24 protein-coding genes and 1 tRNA gene are annotated in these 20,104 nt (G+C 68.7%); 11 read left to right on the top strand and 14 right to left on the bottom strand.

Annotated features, from left to right (window positions below; translation table 11 throughout):
- Positions 1-74: 74 nt before the first annotated feature.
- From KU887_RS22830 to KU887_RS22815, 4 genes are read left to right on the top strand one after another with little or no spacing between them, the layout of a single operon-like run.
- Positions 75-2,258 carry a TonB-dependent siderophore receptor gene (locus KU887_RS22830; protein WP_258258263.1) on the top strand — a complete coding sequence of 728 codons (2,184 nt, stop codon included), beginning with the start codon at positions 75-77 and terminating at the stop codon, positions 2,256-2,258.
- Positions 2,258-2,521, top strand: coding sequence for a hypothetical protein (locus KU887_RS22825; RefSeq protein ID WP_006486734.1), 264 nt, complete (start codon positions 2,258-2,260; stop codon positions 2,519-2,521). Before KU887_RS22830 ends, KU887_RS22825 begins: the two co-directional genes overlap by 1 nt.
- A 1-nt stretch (position 2,522) precedes the next feature.
- Entirely contained in the window at positions 2,523-4,034 is a 1,512-nt protein-coding gene (locus KU887_RS22820) for a PepSY domain-containing protein (RefSeq protein ID WP_258258262.1), read from the top strand.
- Positions 4,035-4,056: 22 nt separating this feature from the next.
- Entirely contained in the window at positions 4,057-5,304 is a 1,248-nt protein-coding gene (locus KU887_RS22815) for a RhtX/FptX family siderophore transporter (RefSeq protein ID WP_258258260.1), read from the top strand.
- Positions 5,305-5,380: 76 nt separating this feature from the next.
- Here KU887_RS22815 and KU887_RS22810 read toward each other — a convergent pair whose 3' ends face one another.
- A complete protein-coding gene (locus tag KU887_RS22810) occupies positions 5,381-6,622 on the bottom strand; it encodes an MFS transporter (protein WP_258258258.1) in 1,242 nt (413 codons plus the stop codon).
- A gap of 139 nt (positions 6,623-6,761) precedes the next feature.
- Between KU887_RS22810 and KU887_RS22805 the strand changes: the two genes are divergently transcribed.
- Positions 6,762-7,634, top strand: coding sequence for a LysR family transcriptional regulator (locus KU887_RS22805; RefSeq protein ID WP_006486745.1), 873 nt, complete (start codon positions 6,762-6,764; stop codon positions 7,632-7,634).
- 75 nt (positions 7,635-7,709) lie between these two features.
- Here KU887_RS22805 and KU887_RS22800 read toward each other — a convergent pair.
- Positions 7,710-7,794 (bottom strand) — tRNA-Leu (locus KU887_RS22800).
- Positions 7,795-7,936: 142 nt separating this feature from the next.
- On the opposite strand from KU887_RS22800, the gene KU887_RS22795 reads away from it, so the two are divergent.
- A complete protein-coding gene (locus KU887_RS22795; protein WP_258258257.1) occupies positions 7,937-9,250 on the top strand; it encodes a leucine-rich repeat-containing protein kinase family protein in 1,314 nt (437 codons plus the stop codon).
- A 15-nt stretch (positions 9,251-9,265) separates the two neighbouring features.
- Here the strand turns inward: KU887_RS22795 and KU887_RS22790 are convergent, their stop codons facing one another.
- The 8 genes from KU887_RS22790 to KU887_RS22755 all read right to left on the bottom strand — a co-directional run bounded on the left by KU887_RS22790 (position 9,266) and on the right by KU887_RS22755 (position 14,693).
- Positions 9,266-9,895, bottom strand: a complete 630-nt coding sequence (locus KU887_RS22790; RefSeq protein ID WP_034202027.1) for a LysE family translocator — start codon at positions 9,893-9,895, stop codon at positions 9,266-9,268.
- A 97-nt stretch (positions 9,896-9,992) separates the two neighbouring features.
- The gene (locus KU887_RS22785; RefSeq protein WP_006486739.1) at positions 9,993-10,166 is read right to left on the bottom strand and encodes a hypothetical protein; all 174 of its coding nucleotides are present in this window, start codon (positions 10,164-10,166) and stop codon (positions 9,993-9,995) included.
- Positions 10,167-10,198: 32 nt separating this feature from the next.
- Positions 10,199-10,642 (bottom strand): copper chaperone PCu(A)C, encoded by a 444-nt coding sequence (locus tag KU887_RS22780; RefSeq protein ID WP_043206152.1) that lies wholly within the window; start codon positions 10,640-10,642, stop codon positions 10,199-10,201.
- A gap of 92 nt (positions 10,643-10,734) precedes the next feature.
- Positions 10,735-11,100, bottom strand: coding sequence for a copper resistance protein CopC (locus KU887_RS22775; protein WP_006486759.1), 366 nt, complete (start codon positions 11,098-11,100; stop codon positions 10,735-10,737).
- A gap of 290 nt (positions 11,101-11,390) precedes the next feature.
- The gene (locus KU887_RS22770; protein ID WP_258258255.1) at positions 11,391-11,768 is read right to left on the bottom strand and encodes a DUF2946 domain-containing protein; all 378 of its coding nucleotides are present in this window, start codon (positions 11,766-11,768) and stop codon (positions 11,391-11,393) included.
- A gap of 92 nt (positions 11,769-11,860) precedes the next feature.
- The gene (locus KU887_RS22765) at positions 11,861-12,355 is read right to left on the bottom strand and encodes an SRPBCC family protein (protein ID WP_012493504.1); all 495 of its coding nucleotides are present in this window, start codon (positions 12,353-12,355) and stop codon (positions 11,861-11,863) included.
- A gap of 58 nt (positions 12,356-12,413) precedes the next feature.
- Positions 12,414-12,716 carry a 2Fe-2S iron-sulfur cluster-binding protein gene (locus KU887_RS22760; RefSeq protein WP_006486753.1) on the bottom strand — a complete coding sequence of 101 codons (303 nt, stop codon included), beginning with the start codon at positions 12,714-12,716 and terminating at the stop codon, positions 12,414-12,416.
- A 72-nt stretch (positions 12,717-12,788) separates the two neighbouring features.
- Positions 12,789-14,693 carry a sigma-54-dependent Fis family transcriptional regulator gene (locus KU887_RS22755; RefSeq protein WP_258258250.1) on the bottom strand — a complete coding sequence of 635 codons (1,905 nt, stop codon included), beginning with the start codon at positions 14,691-14,693 and terminating at the stop codon, positions 12,789-12,791.
- A 185-nt stretch (positions 14,694-14,878) separates the two neighbouring features.
- Here KU887_RS22755 and KU887_RS34615 point away from each other — a divergent pair, with 185 nt between their 5' ends.
- Positions 14,879-15,154 (top strand): DUF2964 family protein, encoded by a 276-nt coding sequence (locus KU887_RS34615; RefSeq protein WP_006498826.1) that lies wholly within the window; start codon positions 14,879-14,881, stop codon positions 15,152-15,154.
- Positions 15,155-15,394: 240 nt separating this feature from the next.
- The gene (locus KU887_RS22745; protein WP_006486743.1) at positions 15,395-15,682 is read left to right on the top strand and encodes a DUF1488 domain-containing protein; all 288 of its coding nucleotides are present in this window, start codon (positions 15,395-15,397) and stop codon (positions 15,680-15,682) included.
- Positions 15,683-15,926: 244 nt separating this feature from the next.
- On the opposite strand, the gene KU887_RS22740 is transcribed toward KU887_RS22745, so the two are convergent.
- Positions 15,927-17,228 carry an NCS2 family permease gene (locus tag KU887_RS22740; RefSeq protein WP_006480751.1) on the bottom strand — a complete coding sequence of 434 codons (1,302 nt, stop codon included), beginning with the start codon at positions 17,226-17,228 and terminating at the stop codon, positions 15,927-15,929.
- Between the two features lie 121 nt (positions 17,229-17,349).
- Here KU887_RS22740 and KU887_RS22735 point away from each other — a divergent pair, with 121 nt between their 5' ends.
- The 3 genes from KU887_RS22735 to KU887_RS22725 all read left to right on the top strand — a co-directional run bounded on the left by KU887_RS22735 (position 17,350) and on the right by KU887_RS22725 (position 18,307).
- On the top strand, positions 17,350-17,601 hold the full coding sequence (locus KU887_RS22735) for a hypothetical protein (protein WP_080484045.1): 252 nt from the start codon (positions 17,350-17,352) through the stop codon (positions 17,599-17,601).
- A 25-nt stretch (positions 17,602-17,626) separates the two neighbouring features.
- A complete protein-coding gene (locus KU887_RS22730; protein ID WP_111442342.1) occupies positions 17,627-17,818 on the top strand; it encodes a hypothetical protein in 192 nt (63 codons plus the stop codon).
- Between the two features lie 210 nt (positions 17,819-18,028).
- A complete protein-coding gene (locus tag KU887_RS22725; RefSeq protein WP_006480752.1) occupies positions 18,029-18,307 on the top strand; it encodes a hypothetical protein in 279 nt (92 codons plus the stop codon).
- A 171-nt stretch (positions 18,308-18,478) separates the two neighbouring features.
- Here KU887_RS22725 and KU887_RS22720 read toward each other — a convergent pair whose 3' ends face one another.
- The 3 genes from KU887_RS22720 to KU887_RS22710 form a co-directional block, all read right to left on the bottom strand.
- A complete protein-coding gene (locus KU887_RS22720; RefSeq protein ID WP_006493550.1) occupies positions 18,479-18,853 on the bottom strand; it encodes a DUF2917 domain-containing protein in 375 nt (124 codons plus the stop codon).
- A gap of 265 nt (positions 18,854-19,118) precedes the next feature.
- The gene (locus tag KU887_RS22715; protein WP_258258219.1) at positions 19,119-19,499 is read right to left on the bottom strand and encodes a DUF2917 domain-containing protein; all 381 of its coding nucleotides are present in this window, start codon (positions 19,497-19,499) and stop codon (positions 19,119-19,121) included.
- 251 nt (positions 19,500-19,750) lie between these two features.
- Entirely contained in the window at positions 19,751-20,038 is a 288-nt protein-coding gene (locus tag KU887_RS22710) for a hypothetical protein (RefSeq protein WP_006486730.1), read from the bottom strand.
- Between the last annotated feature and the right edge of the window lie 66 nt (positions 20,039-20,104).

Here is a 20,104-nt window from a genome sequence, read left to right as displayed (position 1 = left end):
CTAATTGATAATGAGAATGATTATCAAATACGGGGGCGTGAATGCGGTACGAGGTACGGGAACCTGAGAGATCGATGATGCAGGGCGCGCGCGTCGCCCGTTTCGGGCGCTGGCGTCCGTCGCTGTACCTCGGCCTGCTGATCGCCGCGCATCCGGCGGCGGCGTTCGCCGATGCGGCGCCGGCGGGCGGCGCGGAAGTCCGCAAGGAAGAGGCGGCCGCCGCGCAGCCTGCCGGGGGCGAGTTGAAGGCGATTGCGGTGAATGCGTCGCGCAGCGTGGCCGACGATCCGTCGGTGGCGACGGTCGGCAAGATGCCGCTCGCGTTGCGCGAGATTCCGCAGTCGGTCAGCGTGACGACGCGCGAGCGGATCGACCAGCAGAACCTGTTCTCGCTCGACGAGGTGATGCAGCAGTCGGCCGGCGTGACGGTCCAGCCTTACGTGCTGCTCACCACCGCGTACTTCGTGCGCGGCTTCAAGGTCGATTCGTTCGAATTCGACGGCGTGCCGGTCGTGATCGGCGACATGGCGAGCGCGCCGCAGGACATCTCGGTGTACGAGCGCGTGGAAATCCTGCGCGGCGCGAACGGGCTGCTGCACGGCTCCGGCAATCCGGCCGCGACCGTCAACCTCGTGCGCAAGCGCCCGCAATACCAGTTTTCCGCGCATGCGACCGCAAGCGTCGGCAGCTGGGACCGCTATCGCGCGGAAGCCGACATCGGCGGCCCGCTCAATGCGGCCGGCACCGTGCGCAGCCGGCTCGTCGCCGCGTACGAGGATCGCCACTTCTTCTACGACCATGCGAAGCAGGACACGCGTTCGATCTACAGCGTCACGGAAGTCGACGTGACGCGCGACACGCTGCTCACGTTCGGCGCGCAGTACCAGACCACGTCGTCGGTGCCCGACATGTCCGGCGTGCCGATGGCGCGCGACGGATCGAGCCTCGGCCTGTCGCGCTCGACGTTCCTCGACACCGCGTGGGGCCGCTTCAACTGGGACACGACGCGTGCGTTCGCGTCGGTCGAGCAGAAGCTCGGCGCCGGCTGGAAAGCAAAGGTCAGCGGCGAATACCAGAGCGTGCGCTCGGACCTGAAGTACGCGGGTTCGTTCGGCGCGATCGATCCGGCGACGGGCGCCGGCGGCCGGCTGACCGGCGCCGCGTACCAGTTCAGCAGCTACAGCCGCAGCCTCGACGCGAACGTGCAGGGCCCCGTGCATGCGTTCGGGCTCACGCACGACCTGCTGTTCGGCGTCAGCTACGCGAACAGCAGCAGCGGGCAGATGACGGCGCCGCTGCTCGGCGACGTGGCCGGCACGCCGGTGAACGTGTATCGCTGGAACCCGAGCAGCGTGCCCGAGCCCGGCATCGGGCCGTACCAGCAATCGCAGCAGAACGACATTTCGCAGAAGGGCGTCTACGGGCTCGGCCGCATCAAGCTCGCGGAACCGCTGACGCTCGTGCTCGGCGGCCGGATGAGCTGGTGGAACCAGGACAGCCTCGGCGCGCACTACAACACCGGCCACCAGTTCACGCCATACGGCGGGCTGATCTGGGATTTCGCGCGCGACTGGTCGTGGTACGCGAGCTATGCGGAGGTGTTCCAGCCGCAGACCAAGTCGATGTGGGGCGGCGGCATCCTGACGCCGGTGAAGGGGCGCACCTACGAAACGGGCGTGAAGGGCGAACTGGCGGGCGGCAAGCTCAACGTGTCGCTCGCGGCGTTCCGCATCGATCTCGACAACAACCCGCAGGTCGACCTCGCGCATCCGTGCGCGGGGCCGAGCTGCTACTACGTGAACGGCGGCAGCGTGCGCAGCCAGGGTTTCGAGTTCGAGGCGAACGGCCGCATCACCCCGTGGTGGAGCGTGTGGGCGAGCTACACGTACGACACGATGCGCTATGCGGACAACCTCGCGAACGCGGGCACGTTCGCGCCGCTGCTGAATCCGCGCCACCTGTTCCGGCTGTGGACCAACTACGACCTGCCGTGGCAGGAGCGGCGCTGGAGCATCGGCGGCGGCGTGCAGGTGCAGAGCAGCTACTCGGCGCAGGCGAACGGCGTCACGATGAGCCAGGGCGGCTACGCGCTCGCGAGCGTGCGGCTCGGCTACCGCTACGACAAGCACTGGAGCGCCGCGCTCAACGTCAACAACCTGTTCGACCGCCACTACTACCTGAGCCTGAGCCAGCCGGGCTGGAACAACCGTTACGGGGAACCGCGCAACGTGATGCTGACCGTGCGCGGGCAATTCTGATGGCGTCCGGCTGGGGGGCGCGGGCGGCGATCGCGATCGGCGGCGTGCTGCCGGGTGCGGTCGCGCTCGCGCTCACGCTGGCCCGTCATTACCCCGACGACGGCCTGAACCGGCTCTATGCGGCCGTGTTGCTGACGCTCGCCGCGAGCGTCGCCGCGCTGCTGTGGGTGCTCGTCGCGCCCGGCTGGCGGCAGGCCGCGTGGCGCGCGGGTGTGTGGCTCGCGGTGCTCGTGCCGTGCGCGATGTTCTGGGGAGGGCGCTGACATGGATGCTTCGTCGCGTTCGCGCTGGCGCGCGCTGCATCGCGGCGCTGGTGCGCTGTTCGGCGTGGTGCTGTTCGTCGTGCTGTTCAGCGGCGCCTGGAGTCTCGCATTCGATTCGATGCAGGGCTGGTGGCGGCCGCCGGCGGTGGCCGTCGCGCGGCCGACGTTGTCGCTCGATGTGCTCGTCACGCGCGCGGCGTCGCTCGGGGTGGCGTTGCGCGACGCGCGCATCGTGCTGCCGCGGCCGGACGATCCGGCCATCCGTTTCTGCGACGCGCGCCAGACATGCACGCTCGCACTCGATCCGGCAACCGGCGCGCCGCTGCCCGACGCAGGGCGGGCGACCTTGATCGTCACGCTGCACAAGACGCTGTTCGCCGGCTTCCCCGGGCGCATCTTCGTCAGCCTGTGGGGCATCGTGCTGCTCGTGCTCGTCGTCGCGGGCATCGTCGTGCATCGCAAGCGCTGGCCCGATGCGGCGCGCATCCGGCGCGGCCACGGCTTGCGCGTCGCGCTGTTCGACCTGCACGCATGGATCGGCCTGTGGGGCACGCCGTGGCTCGTGCTGTTCGCGTTCACCGGCGCGTTGTCGGGGCTCGGCGCGCTCGGCACGGTGTCGCTCGCGGGCGTCGCGTATCCGGGGCAGCCGCAGCGTGCGTTCGCCGAACTGCTGGGCGGGCCGCCGCCCGTGGAAGCCGGCGGCCCGTGGCGACATGCGCCCGATCTCGATGCGCTGCTGCGGCGCGACGCGGTGCGCAGGCCGGATTTCCGGCCCGAAGCCGTCGTGCTGCATCGCTGGGGCGATGTGAATGCGCGCGTCGAGATTGCCGGCACGACCGCGGGCCTGCCGAGCACCGCCGTGTTCGAACGCCACCTGTACCGTGCGACGGACGGGCAATGGCTCGCCGATGCGACGTCGCGCGGCCGCGGCTTCTGGCTGCGCGCGTTCATCGCGGTGCAGCCGCTGCATTTCGCGCAATACGGCTGGGTGGGGGCGGCCGGTGATGGGCTGCGCGTGCTGCATTTCCTGATGGGACTCGCCGCGTGCGCGTTGTGCGCGACGGGGTTGCACCTGTGGATCGAGCGGCGGCGTGCGCAGCGCGAGCGTTCGGCGGACGTGCTGGCCGCCGCCGCGGTCGGCGTGTGCGGCGGGCTCGTGCTCGCGGGCGGCGCCCTGCTGTTCGCCGGCCGTGCGCTGCCGGACGGCGTGCACGTCGACCATGCGCTCGCGATGCTGTTCTGGGCCGTGTGGGTCGGCGCGATCGCGCTCGCGGCCTGTGTCGCCGATCGCGCGGCATGGCTGCGCGTGCTGATGCGTGCGGCCGGCATCGCGTACGGGCTGGCCGGCGCGACCCATTGCGCGCTCGCGCTGCGGGGCGCGGGCCAGCCCGTGTACTGGCCGATCGACGTGGCGCTCGTCGCCTTCGGCGCATTGTTGCTGCGTGCGGCACGCCGTCCGCGGCGCGACGCGATGCAGCCTGCGCGCATGCCGGCCGGCGCCGAACCTTTTTAACCTCATTCAACTGGAGACTTCGATGCGCGACCTGCTCGAACATCGCCGCCTGGTCATCACGATCACGCTGCTTTACCTGTCACAGGGAATCCCGATCGGCATCGCGATGGACGCGATGCCGACGCTGCTGCGCCACGACGGCGCGCCGCTTCACGCGCTCGCGTTCCTGCCGCTCGTTGGACTGCCGTGGGTCGTGAAATTCCTGTGGGCGCCCGTCGTCGACAACCGCTGGTCGCCCCGCATCGGCCGGCGGCGCAGCTGGATGCTGCCGATGCAGACGATCGTCGTGCTGTGCCTGGTCAGCCTCGCGCAGATCGGGATGACCGTCGCGACGGCCGGCTGGGCGGTCGGGCTGCTGGCCGTCGCGTCGCTCGCGAGCGCGACGCAGGACATCGCGAACGACGGGATGGCCGCCGAGCATTTCAGCGGCGACACGCTCGCGAAGATCAACGCGATCCAGATCGCGGGCGTGATGATCGGCTTCTTCGGCGGCGGCGCCGGCACGTTGACGCTGATCGGCCTGTTCGGCCAGCCCGCCGCGTTTCTCGCGCTGGCCGCCGTCCCGCTCGCGAGCCTCGTCTGCGTGCTGTGGGTGCTGCCGCGCGACGCGGATCGCGCGCGCGTCCGGCCCGAACACGATGCGAGCCTCGTGCGCTTCGCGAAGCGGCCGCGTTCGTGGTCGCTGCTGTCGCTCGCATTGCTGTCGGCGATGACCGCCGTATCGGGCTTCGGCCTGTCGAAGCTGTTCCTCAACGACGCGGGCTGGTCGCTCGACGCGATCGGCAAACTCGGGATGGCGGGCGGCGTCGTGACGGTCGTGCTCGGTTGCGGCGGCGGCGCGTGGCTCGTGAGGGCGCTCGGGCTGTGGCGCGCGTTTACGGCCGGCGTGAGTTGCGCGGGCGCGGCCGCGCTGCTGTGGTTCGCGCAGGCGAACGGGTGGCTGCCGGTGTCGCCGTCGTGGGCGTGGCTGTGCACGGTGCTCGGCTCGTTGGCGACCGGCATCACGTCCGTGTCGATCATGACGGCCGGCATGCGTTTCGCCGGCGGCAGCGATCAGGCCGGCACCGACGTGACGGCCGTGCAGAGCACGCGCGATCTCGGCGAGCTGATCGCGTCGTCGACGATCCTGTCGCTGACCGCGAAGGTCGGTTACACGGGCGGGTTTCTCACCGGCGTCGCGCTCGCGGTGCTGGCGGCGCTGATCGCGATGAAGCTGCGGCGGCGCGAGGCGGCGTATGCGGTGAAGGGGGACGATGCGCTGGTGTCGTGACGGCTGAGCGGCCGGCGCGCGATGCAGGGTGCGCATCGCGCCGCGCCGCGTCGGGTCACGCGTGGCTGAGCGCGGCTCAAGCGCGGCTCAACTGCCGCGCCGCCAGCAATGCGATGACGAGCAGCACCGCGACGTACGCGGCGACGCTCGTCCACGCGCCGCGTTGCCAGAACGCGCCGCCGACCGAGCCGAGCATGCTCGACCCGACGTAGTAGGCGAGCAGATACAGCGAAGCCGCATGCCCCTTCGCGGCGCCCGCGAGCGCGCCGACCCAGCCGCTCGCGACCGAATGGGCGACGAAGAAGCCGATCGTCACGAGCACGATGCCGACGACGATCGCGGCGAGCGAGTGCGACAGCGTCAGCGCGAGGCCCGCCGCGAACACGACGATGCCGCTGACGAGGACCGGCGCCCGCCCGAGGCGATCGGCGAGCGCGCCGGCGCTCGACGACGACACCATCCCGAACAGGTACGCGCCGAAGATCAGCCCGCACGCGGTCGGGCTCAGGTTGAACGGCGCGGCCATGAGCCGGAAACCGGCGTAGTTGTAGATCGTCACGAACGCGCCCATCACGAGGAAGCCGATCGCGAATACGAACGGCAGGCGCGCGTGCTGCAATTGCGCGTGCCACAGCCGCAGGTGGTGACGCAGCGTCAGGTCGGTGCGCTTCACGAAGCGTCGCGACGGCGGCAGCAGCATCACGAACGCGATCGCCGCGAGCAGGTCGACGACGCCGATCGACAGCATCGCGGTTCGCCACGAGAAGTGCTCTTCGAGCGCGCTCATCCCGATCCGTCCGATCATGCCGCCGAACGCGGTCCCGCCGACATAGAGCCCCATCGAGAAGCCGAGGCCGTCCGCCGCGATTTCTTCCGCGAGATACGCCATCGCCACCGCCGGCACGCCGCCCAGCGCGAAGCCTTCGAGCGCACGCCAGACCAGCAGCAGGTGCCAGTTCGGCGACCACGCGGCGAGCAGGTTGAACAGCGCGGCCAGCGTCATCGACGCGAACATCAGCCCGCGCCGCCCGACGCGTTCGGACAGCGCGCCGGCGCACAGGATCGACACCGCGAGCATCCCGGTCGACAGCGACAGCGAGAGCGAACTCGACGCCGCGCCGACGTTGAACTCGCGGGCGAACGCGGGCAGCAGCGGCTGCACGCAGTACAGCAGCGAGAAAGTGGAAAAGCCGGCGAGGAACAGCGCGAACGCGATGCGCTTGTACGCGGCCGAGCGCGGGGACACACCGGCCGGCAGCGCATCGGGTGCGGTGTTCTGCGTGCCGGGCAGGGAACGGGAAATCGAAGCGGAGGACATGAAGGCACTCGTTGTGCGACGGGATACACGAATTCTTGCGCACGGTCATGTATATGTCCAATATATGAAATGAACCGCAGCCATATGTTTTAACACTGGCTGACGGATTAATCCGACTCACCGCGAGGTCACGTCACGCATGGAACTCCGGCATCTCCGCTACTTTCTGGCCGTCGCGGCCGCGTCGAATTTCACGAAGGCCGCCGAAACGCTCGGCATCGGCCAGCCGCCGTTGAGCCAGCAGATCAAGGCGCTCGAGAACGAGCTCGGCGTGGAGCTGTTCAAGCGGACCGCGCGCGGCGCCGAGCTGACGCTGGCGGGCGAGGTGTTCGCGGAGGAGGCGCGACGCGTGCTCGACGACGCCGAGCGCGCGGCCCGGGCGGCCAGGCGCGCGGCGCGCGGGGAAACCGGCCATTTGCGGGTCGGCTTCACCGGCACGGCCGCGTTCAATCCGAAGGTGTCGGATCTGATTCGCCGCTTTCGGGAGGCGTTTCCGGAGGCCGAGCTGACGTTGCAGGAAGCGACGTCGGGGGTTTTGCTGGAGGCGCTCGAGGCCGGGCGCGTCGATGTCGCGATCGTGCGGCCCGAGCGTCGCGTCGCCGCGACGCTGCGGGTGTCGGACTGGGACGAGGAGCCGATGTTCGTCGCGCTGCCCGTCGCGCACCGGCTCGCGCAGCGGCGGCGCATCGAGCTGGCGGAACTGGCCGACGAGTCGTTCGTGCAGGTGCCGCGCGCGGCCGGCGGCGCGCTGTTCGACGACATCGTCGCCGCGTGCCGGGCCGCCGGGTTCGAGCCGCGCATGGCGCAACCGGCGCCGCAGATCGCGTCCGCGGTGACGCTGGTGGCGGCCGGGCTCGGCGTGTCGGTTGTGCCGAAGGCGATTACGCAGGTGCAGGTTCCCGGGGTCGTGTACCGGCCGTTCGCGGGTAACCGGTTCCGCGCCAGGCTGGCGATTGCGTCGCGCTGCGACGAGCCGTCCGCGGTCGTGCGGAATTTTTTGTTGTTGGCGTAGCGGAAAACAAAAAACCCGCGAAGCCAGGTGCTGTCGCGGGTTTCAGAGAATGCTGGAATGCGGGGAAAACGCATCTGGTGCCGACGGCGAGACTCGAACTCGCACAGCTTTCGCCACTACCCCCTCAAGATAGCGTGTCTACCAATTTCACCACGTCGGCACTGCAAGGGGCGCAATTCTAACGTCACATCGCGCGTTTGTGAAGGGGGTGTGACAAGGTCGTGCACGGGCACCCGATCGATCCCGGTAGAATTCGTCCGATCGACCCGACGATCAACGCAACCGCCACCCGTTTTCTTCCCGTGACCCACACCCTCGAACACCTGCAGGCCGGCCAACTGGCGGGCGCGCGGCAACTCAAGCTCGCGTGCGGGCTGACCGAATTTCCGCGCGAGATCTTCGATCTGGCCGACACGCTCGAAGTGCTCGACCTGACCGGTAATGCGCTGTCCGCGCTGCCGGACGATCTGCCGCGGCTGCATCGCCTGCGCATCCTGTTCGCGTCGGGCAACCGCTTCACCGCTTTCCCTGGCGTGCTCGGCGCGTGCGAGCAGCTCGACATGATCGGCTTCAAGGCGAACCGGATCCGCACCGTGCCGCGCGGCGCGCTGCCGCGTGCGCTGCGCTGGCTGATCCTGACCGACAACGCGATCGACGAACTGCCGGCCGACATCGGCGACTGTGCGCGGTTGCAGAAGCTGATGCTCGCCGGCAACCAGCTGCGCGCGCTGCCTGCGGAACTGGCCGCGTGCCGCGCGCTGGAACTGGTGCGCCTGTCCGCGAACCGGCTGGAGGCGTTGCCCGACTGGCTGCTGCGCCTGCCGCGTCTCGCATGGCTCGCCGTTGCCGGCAATCCGCTCGGCGCGGTGCCGGAGGCTGCGGCGTCCGCGGAACCGGACGTCGCGGAGATCGACTGGGCGGCGCTGTCATGCGAACAGAAGCTGGGCGAGGGCGCGTCGGGCGTCATTTACCGTGCGCAGTGGCGCGCGGACGGCCATCCGCCGCGCACGGTCGCGGTCAAGCTGTTCAAGGGCGCGGTGACGAGCGACGGCCTGCCCGATTGCGAAATGGCCGCGTGCCTGCATGCCGGCGGTCACCCAAACCTGATCCCCGTGATCGGCAAGGTGCGCGGGCATCCGGACGGCACGCACGGCCTGGTGATGGCGTTGGTCGATCCGGCGCTGACGAACCTCGCCGGGCCGCCGAGCTTCGCGTCCTGCACGCGCGACGTCTACGCCGCCGATGCGAGGTTCGATCCGGCGCAAGCGGTGCGAATCGCGCACGGCATCGCGTCGGTCGCCGGTCATCTGCACGCGCGTGGCATCATGCATGGCGACCTGTATGCGCACAACATCCTGCACGACGGTGCAGGCGGCGCGTTGCTCGGGGATTTCGGCGCGGCGTCGCTGTACGACCCGAACGCGCGTATATGGGGCGCCCGGTTCGAGCGGCTCGAAGTGCGCGCGTTCGGCTATCTGCTCGGCGAATTGCTCGAGCGCTGTGGATCGCACGCCGACGCGCTCGATGCGCTGGCGGCGGCCTGTGTGAACGAGGACGTCGATGCGCGGCCGTCGTTCGACGAGATCACGGCCGCGCTGGCCGAGCGCATGCGCTGAACGGATGGGGCCGACTCATGCCTGCCGTGCACTCAGCAGCTTGATGCCGAGCCCGACGAACAGCAGCCCGCTCGCGCGCTTGAGCGCGCGTACCGCGCGGCTCATGCCGAAGCCGCGATGCAGGCGGCGCACGCCGGCCGAATAGACGCTGTGAACGACCACGACCGTGCACGCGATCGTCGCGTACATCACGACGAACTGCAGCGCGAGCGGCCGGTCGTGCACGACGAACTGCGGCATGAACGCGGACAGGAAGATCATCGTCTTCGGATTGCTGCCCGATACGAACAGCGCTTCGCGGAACAGCTTGCGGCGATCGGGCACGGCGATCTCCGTTGGGCCGCTCGATGCGGCGGCCTTGCGGTCGCCGCGCAACTGCCGGACACCCAGGACCATCAGGTACGCGGCGCCAATCACCTTCATCGCGACGAACAGCGGCGGCATCGCGGCCAGCACCGCGTCGACGCCGAGCGCGACCAGCAGCACGATCACACCCTGCGCGACGAGGTTGCCGGCGATCGTCGCCGCGGTGCCGTGCGCGCCGTAGCGCACCGTGTTGCGGATCACGAGCAGCACGTTGGGCCCCGGCGACAGCGTCGTCGCGAGATAGGCGGCGGCAAACAGCATCCAGGTCTGAATGGACATGCGGCGCTCCGAGAGGCGGTTCCGGCGGTCGGGATGACGCGATGATGTCACGCCAATAATGGCGCGGGCCGCCGCCGGAACCGTGCCGTCCGGCGTGTCAGCGCGCGTCGCGCATGCAGTACGCGGGAATCGACGGCGGTGTATCGATGGCGGCAGGCCGCGTCATCCACGCGATCCATGCGGCCCACAACCCGCAGACGATCAGTACCGCGACATTCAGCGGCGTCCGGTAGCGAACGATCAGGTCGGCCAGCGGCAGGCGGTCTTTCATGTACGTCTCCTTCGATCGTGAGGCGGGCGGCGTTACTGGCCGGCGTAGGTCGGCGCCTTCGCGTCGCAGGTCACGGACACGGTCGAGCCGTCCGCGAAGTGCAGCCGGAACGGCACCTTCGCGCCGGGCGCGACGGCCTGGCGCGGCTCCTCCAGCATCACGTGATAGCTTTTCGGCTTGAACGTCACCGCGCCGTGCGCCGGCACGACGACCGAATCGACGTGCACCATCTTCGCGGTGCTGCCGCTCGTCTGCGTTTCATGCACCATCGCCATCCCGTAGGCGGGCGTGTCGATACCGGTCAGCGTCGCGGGCGCGTCGCCGTGGTTCTTCAGCGTGAAGTAGCCGGACGACGGCACCGTCGCCGGCATCGTACGGATCCAGCACGCATCGGCCTGGATGGCCGGCGCGGCGAACGTGGCGGTGGCGTGCAGCGTCAGTGCCATGAGCAGGCCGGTCGGAATCGGGCGTTTCATCATGTGTTCTCCTTATTGGGTGCGATGCCGCGGGCATCGATGCGAATGCGCTCGGCACGAAGCGCCGATGCGCACCGCGTGCGTGCCATGCGTTACTTCAGCGTGAACGTGTAGCGGCCGTGCGTGCGATGGCCGTCGCTGGCCACCGCGATCCACGCGACCGTGTAGGTGCCGGGCTTCAGGTTCGCGAGTGGGACGTGCATTCGCTTCCGGTTGCCGGCGTCGACGGCCGATTTCCCGTCGACGACCGATTGCCCTTGGCTGTCGGTCACGGCGATCGAGCTGAACGCCGGCTCGAGCGCCTCGCCGAAATCGATCGTGACCGCGTGCGGCGCGGTGGACAGCGTGGCGTCGGGAGCCGGGTCCTGCGTTTTCGGGAGCGCATGCGCGTGGGCGGCCTGGATGACGACGAAGCCGAGTGCGGCGAGTGCGCCGCGAACGAAAAGGGTGGTTTTCATGGCTGGATGAGCGAATGACGAATCGGATGAAAAAACGGATTCGACGGACGGCTGCGCGGAGCGGCATCGATGCCGACGCCGGTCGGCGCGGACCTGCGCGGCCGGGCATTCGCATGCGGGCGAATGCGGGCGCGGCAACTCGAACCGGCGGCGGCCAACCACATGCCCGGCACGACGCCGTGCGCAGCAGGGTGAGACATGATCGTCCTTCGAAACGTGACACGTCGCGCACGCCGGCGGCGTGCGCGGACGGCGCGATGCACGACGGCATCACGCGCAATGACGACGGATCAGGACGTGAACGGTGGGGCGCGCGGTCGCGCGGACGTGAGCGGTAGCGCGCGGCGCAGGCTTTCGAAGCGGGTGGCCGCGCGATGCTCGATTGCGTGCACGTGAGCCGCGAACGTCAGTTCGGGCGCGGGCAGCGCGGGGGTATGGGCAAGCAGGCTGCAGTAGCCGCATGCCTGGAGATGGGCCTGCAGGCTTTTCGTCGCCGCATCGGCGGACGGCGTGCCGGCGGCCGGCGCGGACGAACAGTAGCCGGCCAGCAGCGCGTCGACGCGCCCTTGCGTGGTCAGCGCCTGCGAGATCGTCGGCGCGAGCGCCGTCATCAGGATGGCGAGCATCCCGATCAGACTGCCGATCTTCCGGAGACGACGACTCAGCATGCGATGCGCGGCGGCGGGTGGACGACGATGCCGCCGATTATGCCACGCACGTCGATGCGCCGGTCGGCGCGGACGTGCGGCGTAGCGGCGCGCTACGCGTGCAGCGCCAGATACTTTGCGATCAGCGTCATCTGCGCGGCCCAGCCCTGGTCGTTCATGTCGCGCGCGGTCGCGCGACGCGCTTCGATCAACTGGTCGAAGCCCGTTTCGGTGACGGTGAGCAGCGTGCCGCCCGCCTGCGCCGCGAGCGTGAACGTGACGAGCGTCATCGGCTCGGACGCGTAATCGACATTCGGATCGATCGCGAACGGATGCCAGCGAAACGAGAACAGTTGCTTGGGTTCGATACGGTCGACGACGATTTCGAACACAGTGCCCGCATAGGGCTCCTGCGCCTTGGCGACGTCGTCGTCGACGCGGGTGGGGGTGATGCGGCCGAACAGCGACTGGCCGGCCTCGAACGGGCCGTCGAACGACACGCCGAACCACTGGCCGAATTCGCCGGAATTGCTCACGGCTGCCCAGACGCGGTCGGGCGATGCGGCGAGCAGCGTCTGTTTTTCGATGCGATCGGTTGGCTGGACCATCACGTTCTCCATGCAGGATCGAGCGTTGCAGGACGACGCGCGCGGTCGCGCGCCGCGTCTAGTCGAGCATGACCGCGTCGGGCACGTCGAGCACGAGGTCCGACGTCGCGACGGCCACGCACGGCAGCGTATAGCCGTCGGCCTTTTCCTCGCGGGAGAGCCCCGGCCATTCGATCGTGTAGCGTACGCTGCCGCTGACGATCCGGCAAAGGCAGCTTCGGCACGTGCCGTTGCGGCACGAGCGCGGCAGCGATACGCGCGCGAATGCGGCGGCTTCGAGCACGGTCAGCGCATCGGGCGCGTCGAAGGTGGCGCCGAGCGGCTCGATGCGCACGACGGGCGGGTGTTCTGGATCGGTCATGACTGAAGCGGGCGGCGGTTCGGCGGCAACGCGCCAAGCATACCCGAACGCGCCGGCCGCCGGCCGTGTGCATCAGTGCCGCCGCAGATACCGGTACACGGTATTGCGGGCGAGGCCGAGTTCGCGCGCGGCCGCCGACACGTTGCCGCCGTGCCGCGCGAGCACCGCGTCGATCATCGCGGCCTGGTGGCTTTGCAGCGTCGTGCCTTCGTGCTTGCCGGCCGATGGGGCCGGGGTGGCCGCCGCTGGCCCAGCCGGCGCATCGTCGCAGTCGAGCCAGAAATCGTCGGGCAAATGCGCGAGCGTGATTTCGGCTTCGTCTTCGGCGAGCATGCCGGCCGTGCGCAGCACGTTGGTCATCTGCCGCAGGTTGCCGGGCCAGCGATGGCGCGCAAACGCATCGAGCACGTCGGCCGCGAGACGGCGCGGCATCGGCTCGCTGCGCGCGAGCCGCGCGAGGATGCGCTCGACGAGCGCCGGCAGGTCGGTGCGGGCGGCAAGCGCCGGCAGCGTGACCGCGAGCCCGTTGATCCGGTAGAACAGATCCTCGCGGAACGTGCCTTCCGCGATCATCGCGCGCAGGTCGCGGTGGGTCGCGCAGACCACCCGCACGTCGACCGGCACCGCGCGTGCGCCGCCGAGCGGCATCACCGCGCGCTCCTGCAGCACGCGCATCAGCCGCACCTGCTGCGCGAGCGGCATGTCGCCGATTTCATCGAGAAACAGCGTGCCGCCGTCGGCCTGCGCGATCTTGCCGGGGCTGCCGCGCTTGCGTGCGCCCGTGAACGCGCCGTCTTCGTAGCCGAACAGCTCGGCCTCGATCAGCGAATCGGGCAGCGCCGCGCAGTTGACCGCGACGAACGGACCGTCCGCGCGCGGCGACGCCTGGTGCAGCGCGCGGGCGAGCCATTCCTTGCCGGTGCCCGTCTGGCCGAGGATCAGCAGCGGCAGGTCGCGCCCGCGGATCTTCGCGACGCGTTCGAGTACGGCGGCCATGCGCGCGTCGCCGGTGTCGAGCGTCGCGAACGTGATCGCGTCCGGGTCCGGTGCTCGCACGCGCGCGGCCGGCGCCGGCGGCGTGACCGCGACGGTCGTTTTCTGCGCTTCCGGGAATTCGCAGCGGGCGAGCACGCGCACGCCGGTCGACAGCGCGAGGCGGAACGTGGCGCCCGGCGCGCGCGCGGCCTGCTGCGCGAGCTGGGCGAAGCGCATGCCGAACAATGCGTCGCTCGCCTGATGCTGCAGTGCGTCGAACGACGCGCCGAGCTGGAACTGGGCGCTGCGGTTCGCGGCGATCAGCCCGCCGTCGGGGCCGAAGGCGACGAGCCCGGCGAACAGCGAATCGACGCAATCCTCGTGCGCGTGAAAGCGCAGCCGCAGCGCTTCGCCGCACTGGTTCGCGAACAGGTGGTTCTCGATCAGTTGCGCGGACATTCGCACCAGCGCGAGCGTATGCGGGCTGGAGCTGCGCGGGTCGCCGCTCACGTCGAGCGTGCCGAGCGTGCGGCCGAACGGATCGACGATCGGCGCGCATGCGCAGGTGAGGATGTGGTTCGCGCGCAGGAAATGTTCGGAGCCGTGCACGACCACGGCCTGGCCCGACGCGAGCGCGGTGCCGATCGCGTTGGTGCCGCGCGCGCCTTCGGCCCACGACACGCCGTTGCACAACGCGACGCGGTTCGCTTTCTCGATGAAGTCCGCGTCGCCGATGCTGTGCAGGATCACGCCGTCGGCATCGGTCAGCAGCACGAGGCTTTGCGTCTCGGCGATCTGCGCGTGGAGGTCCTCCATCACCGGGCGGGCGTGCGAGAACAGCGTGTGGTTCGTGTCGAGCAGTTCGCGCAGCGCGACGCGCGACAGCGGCGAGAAATCGGGGCGTTCGTGCGCGCGCAGGCCGACCGCGGTCGAACGCGCATGCGCCTGCGCGAGCAGGTCGGTACGCCCCGCGGTGGCGGGCAGCACGAAGGGTTGCGGCATGATGTGTCTCCTGTTCCCGGGGCCGCCGGGGCCGACCGGATCGGAATCGGCGGCGGAGTGCGGCTCCGCTCGCGGTGCACCATTCGGCGCGACGGCCGACCGTCCGGGTACGCATCATCATACAAGCGCCACGTGCGATGCGCGACCGCGAACAAAATCCCCTTGCTTTTAAGCGCCCGCCTGCAATGATGGAAATGGAACACGCACGCGCCGTGTTCCGCAGTGCAACATGCATGCGACGCGACATGCATCCGTTCGGGAGACGCATCATGGTTCGGGCGGAACTGAGAGTCGTGCTGGCGGCCATCGCCACTTTCATCATGCTGGGCGGCATTGCCGTGGCGATCCACGGATTGCTGTTCGATCTGACCGATGCGGTGAGATACGGGGCGGCCGCGATTGCGGTGGGCGTCACGACCGCCGCGATCGCGCTCAACATCTGGCCGACCGATCCGCACTGACGTCCGTTGCTGAAACGGTGCCGGATGCCGCGCAGATCAGACGAAATGCGCGTCGGAACGACGCACACCGAAATTTTTGTGTCCCGCGCGAAACCGTCTAAAGTGGAATTCAACCGGCATGCATCGACCGCGCCACACCCCGCGGTCGGGGCCTCCGCCGGCGAGCCCGCGTACATTTCGTCCGGCCGGTAGCGGACGACGGACGCGGTCATTCGTTTTCTACCGGTCGAGGCGGCGCCCATGCAGATCCATTTCACGAACGAGAAGCCTGAGTATTCGGGGCGTGACCTGATGCTGGGGTTCACGGCACTGGTCAATGGCGAGCGCGTCCAATGTCAGATCACCGCCGAGGCGCTGGAAGACCACTTCGGTGCGGCGTCGCCGCGCTTCGAGGACATGGTCGGCGCATTCGACCAGCACCGCGAGCGCATCGAGGCGGCCGCACGGCGCCTGCTGTCGGAAACGCGCGCGCAGTGCGTGACGCTGCGCAGCGGCTACGTGCGTTTCTACGAGGCCAACTGGCGCTGACGACACGACGCTCGTCCGGCGGCGCGCGCGACCGAGCGCGGCGCACGAAGACGTTGCCTTTCACGCAATGCCGTTCGGTGGGGCCGGGCGGCATTTTCGTATGCGGGCCGGGCGGGATGGTCGACCATCGATAGGGGCGTGCGCGTCGATTCGTCAGGATCGCGGATGAATCGTGCGAAAACGAAAACGCCACCCGAAGGTGGCGTTTTTTCGTTGCATCGTGCGGCGCGGCGATGCGCTTCGCTTACTCGCTGCCGAGATAGAAGAAGCGGAACAGGAACACGGCCGCGATGATCCAGACGATCGGCTTGACCGTGCGGCCCTGGCCCGTCAGCAGCTTGAGGCCGCCGTACGCGATGAAGCCGAACGCGACGCCGTTCGCGATCGAATACGTGAACGGCATCAGCAGCGCGGTCAGCGCGGCCGGCACGGCTTCCGTCGCGTCGTCCCACGGCACCTCGACCATCTCGCGCAGCATCAGGCACGACACGTACAGCAGCGCGGGCGCCGTTGCGTAGGCCGGCACGACGCCGGCGAGCGGCGCGATGAACAGGCACGCGAGGAACAGCACCGCGACGGTGATCGCCGTCACGCCGGTGCGGCCGCCGGCCTGCACGCCCGACGCGCTTTCGATGTACGCGGTGGTCGACGACGTGCCGAGCACCGAGCCCGCGACGATCGCCGTGCTGTCGGCGAGCAGCGCCTTGTTCAGGCGGTTCATCTTGCCTTCGACGAGCAGGCCCGCGCGATTCGCGACGCCCATCAGCGTGCCCGTCGCGTCGAACAGCTCGACGAGGAAGAACACGAGGATCACGTTGATGATGCCGGTCGACAGCGCGGCGCCGATGTCGAGCTTGAACAGCGTCGCGTCGATCGACGGCGGCGCGGAGAACACGCCGTGGAACTGGTTGCCGGCGAAGAAGAACGACAGGATCGTCACGCCGATGATGCCGATCAGGATCGCGCCGCGCACGCGCAGGTGGTCGAGCGTGACGATCGTGAAGAAGCCGACGATCGCGAGGATCGTCTCGTGCTTGTGCAGGTCGCCGAGCGTGACGAGCGTGGCCGGGTTGCCGACGATCACACCCGACGTCTTCAGCGAGATGATGCCGAGGAACAGGCCGATGCCGGCGGTGATGGAAATTCGCAGCGATTTCGGAATGCCGTTGACGATCGCCTCGCGCACGCGGAACAGCGTGACGAGCAGGAACAGGCAGCCGGAGATGAACACCGCGCCGAGCGCCGCCTGCCACGTGAAACCCATCCCCTTGACGACCGTGTACGCGAAATACGCGTTCAGGCCCATGCCGGGCGCGCAGGCGATCGGGTAGTTCGCGTACAGCCCCATGATGATCGACGCCAGCGCCGCGACGAGGCAGGTCGCGACGAACACGGATTCCTTCGGCATGCCGGCGTCGCCGAGGATCGCGGGGTTGACGAAGATGATGTAGGCCATCGTCAGGAACGTGGTGACGCCCGCGAGTATTTCGGTGCGGAAGTCGGTGCCGGCTTCAGCGAAGCCGAAATACCGCTTGATGGATTCCATGAAGGCGTTTCTCCGGTCGGGTTGTCGTGTTGATTGTTGTGCCGAATTGTTGTAAAGGCAGCGCGCGGCCGGCTAACTGTAACCAGCCACTATTGTCCGGCTATCGGCGGATTGTAATAGCGTGGATAGCTCGGACGATATAGTTGGGGGCACGATCGGTTGCCTGCGCGCGAACGGTCTGGCAGCCCGCCCGCGCGACGAAGGCGCGCATTTTACCGGTTCGCGCGGTGAGGGCCGGCAGAAATGGCTGAAACGGCGGGAGCGGTGGAAACGACGGGAAGCGGCGGAAAGCGGCGCGGCGCAGGCAGGCGAGACGGGCCGATGCGTGCGCAACGGCACGCCGGCGGCATCGCACGCGGCCGGTGCGCGATGACATGCGACTGAAACGGAGCGCCCGCATGCTGCACGAACGCGGTGCAGGCGGCGGTGCGCGCGAACGCGCGTGCGCGGCCGATGCGGATGCGCGGCCGCGGCGTGCGGCGGCCATTCGTCAGTCCAGGCAGTTGCAGGTATCGGGCTATCCTGCGCCGAAGCCGTCCCGTGCGCAACAGTCATTTCGCGATGCGGGGGCGACTGTGGTTTCTGTGTAAAAGATTGCAAGACCCCATCGCGTAAACCGGCAAGTCTTTCTACGATAGATACACCGCGCATGCACACGCCGGCCGGTCATTGCCGACGCGGGGGAGTCGCAGTCCGTGCAGGCCAGGCGGTGAATGGCGGTCAAGGCCGTTGCGCGTTTGGGCAGGCACGGCCGGTTGCGATTGCCCGATGCGGGTTCGTCCGTAATCACGGAGGTCAGCATGTTGAACTGGATCAGCCGCTGGGCGATGCGACACGCCCCCACGCCGGAAAAAACCGCTGCGTCGATGCTCGTGACGGCGCGCATGGAACTGTTCGCAGCCGAACAGCGCGTCATCGATGCGAAATTACAGGCGGATTACTGGCGCACGCGTGTGTCATTCCTCGAAGAGGTGCAGAAGCAGGGCATCGATCCGTGGGTGACCTCGCAGGCCGCGCAACGTCCCGACCTCGATTCCACTCCACGAAGCACGGGCCCGCGTCTCGCCGCCAGCACCTGATGCCTTTGCTGCATCCCGTCGCTGCGCACGGCGCGCGATCGCTCGCGGCATGCACCGGCGTGCCGCGTCCTTCGATGCGCACCTGCGGCGCGTTGCGCCGCGGGTGCGTCCGTTTCCGGTCGCGGCCGCTCCGCGTGTCGCGCGCGTGACGCGTGCGACACGGCACGTCGCTCATCCGCTCCTTCTCCCTATCCCGACGAGCAAACGTTGCACTTGCGCGAGCATGCGCTTGACGCGCTCGCCGCGCCGCACGTACGCGGTCGTGATCGTCGCTTCGGCCGACCGGTCGGCATCGGTGCCGAGCCAGATGCGCTCGCCGCGCGCGATACGCAGCACCTCGCCGGGCCGCACCCAGTGATCGTCGACGCTCGGCGGCCGCGTGATCCACAGCGCCGCGCCGTGCGCGCGGATCTCCGCATCCTGCGGCGCGCGCCAGGTCATCGTCGTGCGTGGCGCGACCGCGAAACGGATCACGACGGTCGGTAATGCGATCGTGCCGGCGTGGCGCCGATCGCGGCGTTCAAACAGCGGGCTTGCCTGGTCCATCGTCTTCTCCATTCAGTGAGCCGGACGGATGACGTGCACCAGAACAAAAAGGCCTCATCCGTTTCCGGCGAGGCCTTGTGTGACATGCGGTACTGCCCGATTGCTAACGCACAAGCGCCTCCCGTGATCCATTCTTTCGAATGTTCACCGGGCAATGCATCGTGATGGCGATGAGCTTGAACGTAGGCATGCGAACGATTTTGTTGTCGGCGCGCGGCGTTGTCAACGACTATTTTCGGGATATGCGCGGGCGATACAGGATGCGTCACTCGCGCGTTCTTCGACCTCGTCTGCCCAGCATGTCGCGCATCCGTGCGATCGCCCGCCCCAGCGACGTATCGCGCCGCATCACGTACACGGTCGCGATCGACGCTTCGGCGGGCTGGGTGTCGCCGGTGCCGATCCAGATGCGGTCACCGCGCCGTACGCGCAGCACGTCGCCGGTGCGCAGCCGGTAGTCGTCGATGCGGCCGAGCCGCGTGATCCACAGCGTTGCGTCGTGTACGCGAATCTCGGCGTCGTGCTGCGCGCGCCACGTGAGCGTCTTGCCGGGCGCGACCATGAAATGCAGCTCGATGCTCGGCAATGCGATCGTATCGGCGCGGCACCGATCGGGGCAGACAACCAGCCGGCTTGCGTGGTCCATCGTCATCTCCATCCGTTGAGCCGGGCGGGATGACGCGCACCCAAACAAAAAGGCCTCATCCGTTTCCGGCGAGGCCTCGTGACATGCGTGACTGAATTTCGATGCTAACGCACAAGCGCCTCCGGTGATCGCCGCGTATGGGCGTTCACTCGGTTTTCATGCGCGATGGCGACGGGCTTGAGCATAGGCATGCGAACGAGTGTGTCGTGGCCGCGCTGCCGTGTCAACGGCAATTTCGAGATACGTGGCGGTTACGCGTCGCGTTGCGCGAGGCCGTTCACGAGCAGTTCCGACAGCAGGCCCGTCATCCCTTCCGGGTGCGTGGCCGCGCGTGCCTTCAGCTGTTCGACGAGCGCGGCGTTGAGCTTGCACGCGAACGGCACGAGGCCCTGTTCCTGGTCGAGCTTGCGCTGCGCGCGGCGGTCCAGCTTGGCCGCTTCGTCGGCGCCCTTGCCGAAACGCGCGGAGCTCGACTGCTTCATCGCGTGCGTCAGTTTGAGCGCCTTGTTCTTTTCGAGATCGGTTTTCTTCATGGCCATCGCGGCACCTCCGGGAAATGAAGCCGCGATTGTACGCATTTCGGCGGGCGCCGCCTGCCGGGCCGG

Source organism: Burkholderia sp. EMB26 (assembly GCF_024730645.1).
Classification (GTDB): Bacteria; Pseudomonadota; Gammaproteobacteria; order Burkholderiales; family Burkholderiaceae; genus Burkholderia; species Burkholderia cenocepacia.
This window is presented reverse-complemented; position numbering and strand designations above follow the sequence as displayed.

Coding starts and splice junctions, on each gene's coding strand:
- KU887_RS22720 (WP_006493550.1), bottom strand. CDS start 18,853: ATGGACCAGGCAAGCCCGCTGTTTGAACGCCGCGATCGGCGCCACGCC.
- KU887_RS22760 (WP_006486753.1), bottom strand. CDS start 12,716: ATGACCGATCCAGAACACCCGCCCGTCGTGCGCATCGAGCCGCTCGGC.
- KU887_RS22775 (WP_006486759.1), bottom strand. CDS start 11,100: ATGAAAACCACCCTTTTCGTTCGCGGCGCACTCGCCGCACTCGGCTTC.
- KU887_RS22780 (WP_043206152.1), bottom strand. CDS start 10,642: ATGAAACGCCCGATTCCGACCGGCCTGCTCATGGCACTGACGCTGCAC.
- KU887_RS22710 (WP_006486730.1), bottom strand. CDS start 20,038: ATGGCCATGAAGAAAACCGATCTCGAAAAGAACAAGGCGCTCAAACTG.
- KU887_RS22755 (WP_258258250.1), bottom strand. CDS start 14,693: ATGCCGCAACCCTTCGTGCTGCCCGCCACCGCGGGGCGTACCGACCTG.
- KU887_RS22730 (WP_111442342.1), top strand. CDS start 17,627: ATGCTGCACGAACGCGGTGCAGGCGGCGGTGCGCGCGAACGCGCGTGC.
- KU887_RS22820 (WP_258258262.1), top strand. CDS start 2,523: ATGGATGCTTCGTCGCGTTCGCGCTGGCGCGCGCTGCATCGCGGCGCT.
- KU887_RS34615 (WP_006498826.1), top strand. CDS start 14,879: ATGATGGAAATGGAACACGCACGCGCCGTGTTCCGCAGTGCAACATGC.
- KU887_RS22830 (WP_258258263.1), top strand. CDS start 75: ATGATGCAGGGCGCGCGCGTCGCCCGTTTCGGGCGCTGGCGTCCGTCG.
- KU887_RS22715 (WP_258258219.1), bottom strand. CDS start 19,499: ATGGACCACGCAAGCCGGCTGGTTGTCTGCCCCGATCGGTGCCGCGCC.
- KU887_RS22810 (WP_258258258.1), bottom strand. CDS start 6,622: ATGTCCTCCGCTTCGATTTCCCGTTCCCTGCCCGGCACGCAGAACACC.
- KU887_RS22725 (WP_006480752.1), top strand. CDS start 18,029: ATGTTGAACTGGATCAGCCGCTGGGCGATGCGACACGCCCCCACGCCG.
- KU887_RS22790 (WP_034202027.1), bottom strand. CDS start 9,895: ATGTCCATTCAGACCTGGATGCTGTTTGCCGCCGCCTATCTCGCGACG.
- KU887_RS22805 (WP_006486745.1), top strand. CDS start 6,762: ATGGAACTCCGGCATCTCCGCTACTTTCTGGCCGTCGCGGCCGCGTCG.
- KU887_RS22825 (WP_006486734.1), top strand. CDS start 2,258: ATGGCGTCCGGCTGGGGGGCGCGGGCGGCGATCGCGATCGGCGGCGTG.
- KU887_RS22745 (WP_006486743.1), top strand. CDS start 15,395: ATGCAGATCCATTTCACGAACGAGAAGCCTGAGTATTCGGGGCGTGAC.
- KU887_RS22740 (WP_006480751.1), bottom strand. CDS start 17,228: ATGGAATCCATCAAGCGGTATTTCGGCTTCGCTGAAGCCGGCACCGAC.
- KU887_RS22785 (WP_006486739.1), bottom strand. CDS start 10,166: ATGAAAGACCGCCTGCCGCTGGCCGACCTGATCGTTCGCTACCGGACG.
- KU887_RS22770 (WP_258258255.1), bottom strand. CDS start 11,768: ATGCTGAGTCGTCGTCTCCGGAAGATCGGCAGTCTGATCGGGATGCTC.
- KU887_RS22765 (WP_012493504.1), bottom strand. CDS start 12,355: ATGGTCCAGCCAACCGATCGCATCGAAAAACAGACGCTGCTCGCCGCA.
- KU887_RS22815 (WP_258258260.1), top strand. CDS start 4,057: ATGCGCGACCTGCTCGAACATCGCCGCCTGGTCATCACGATCACGCTG.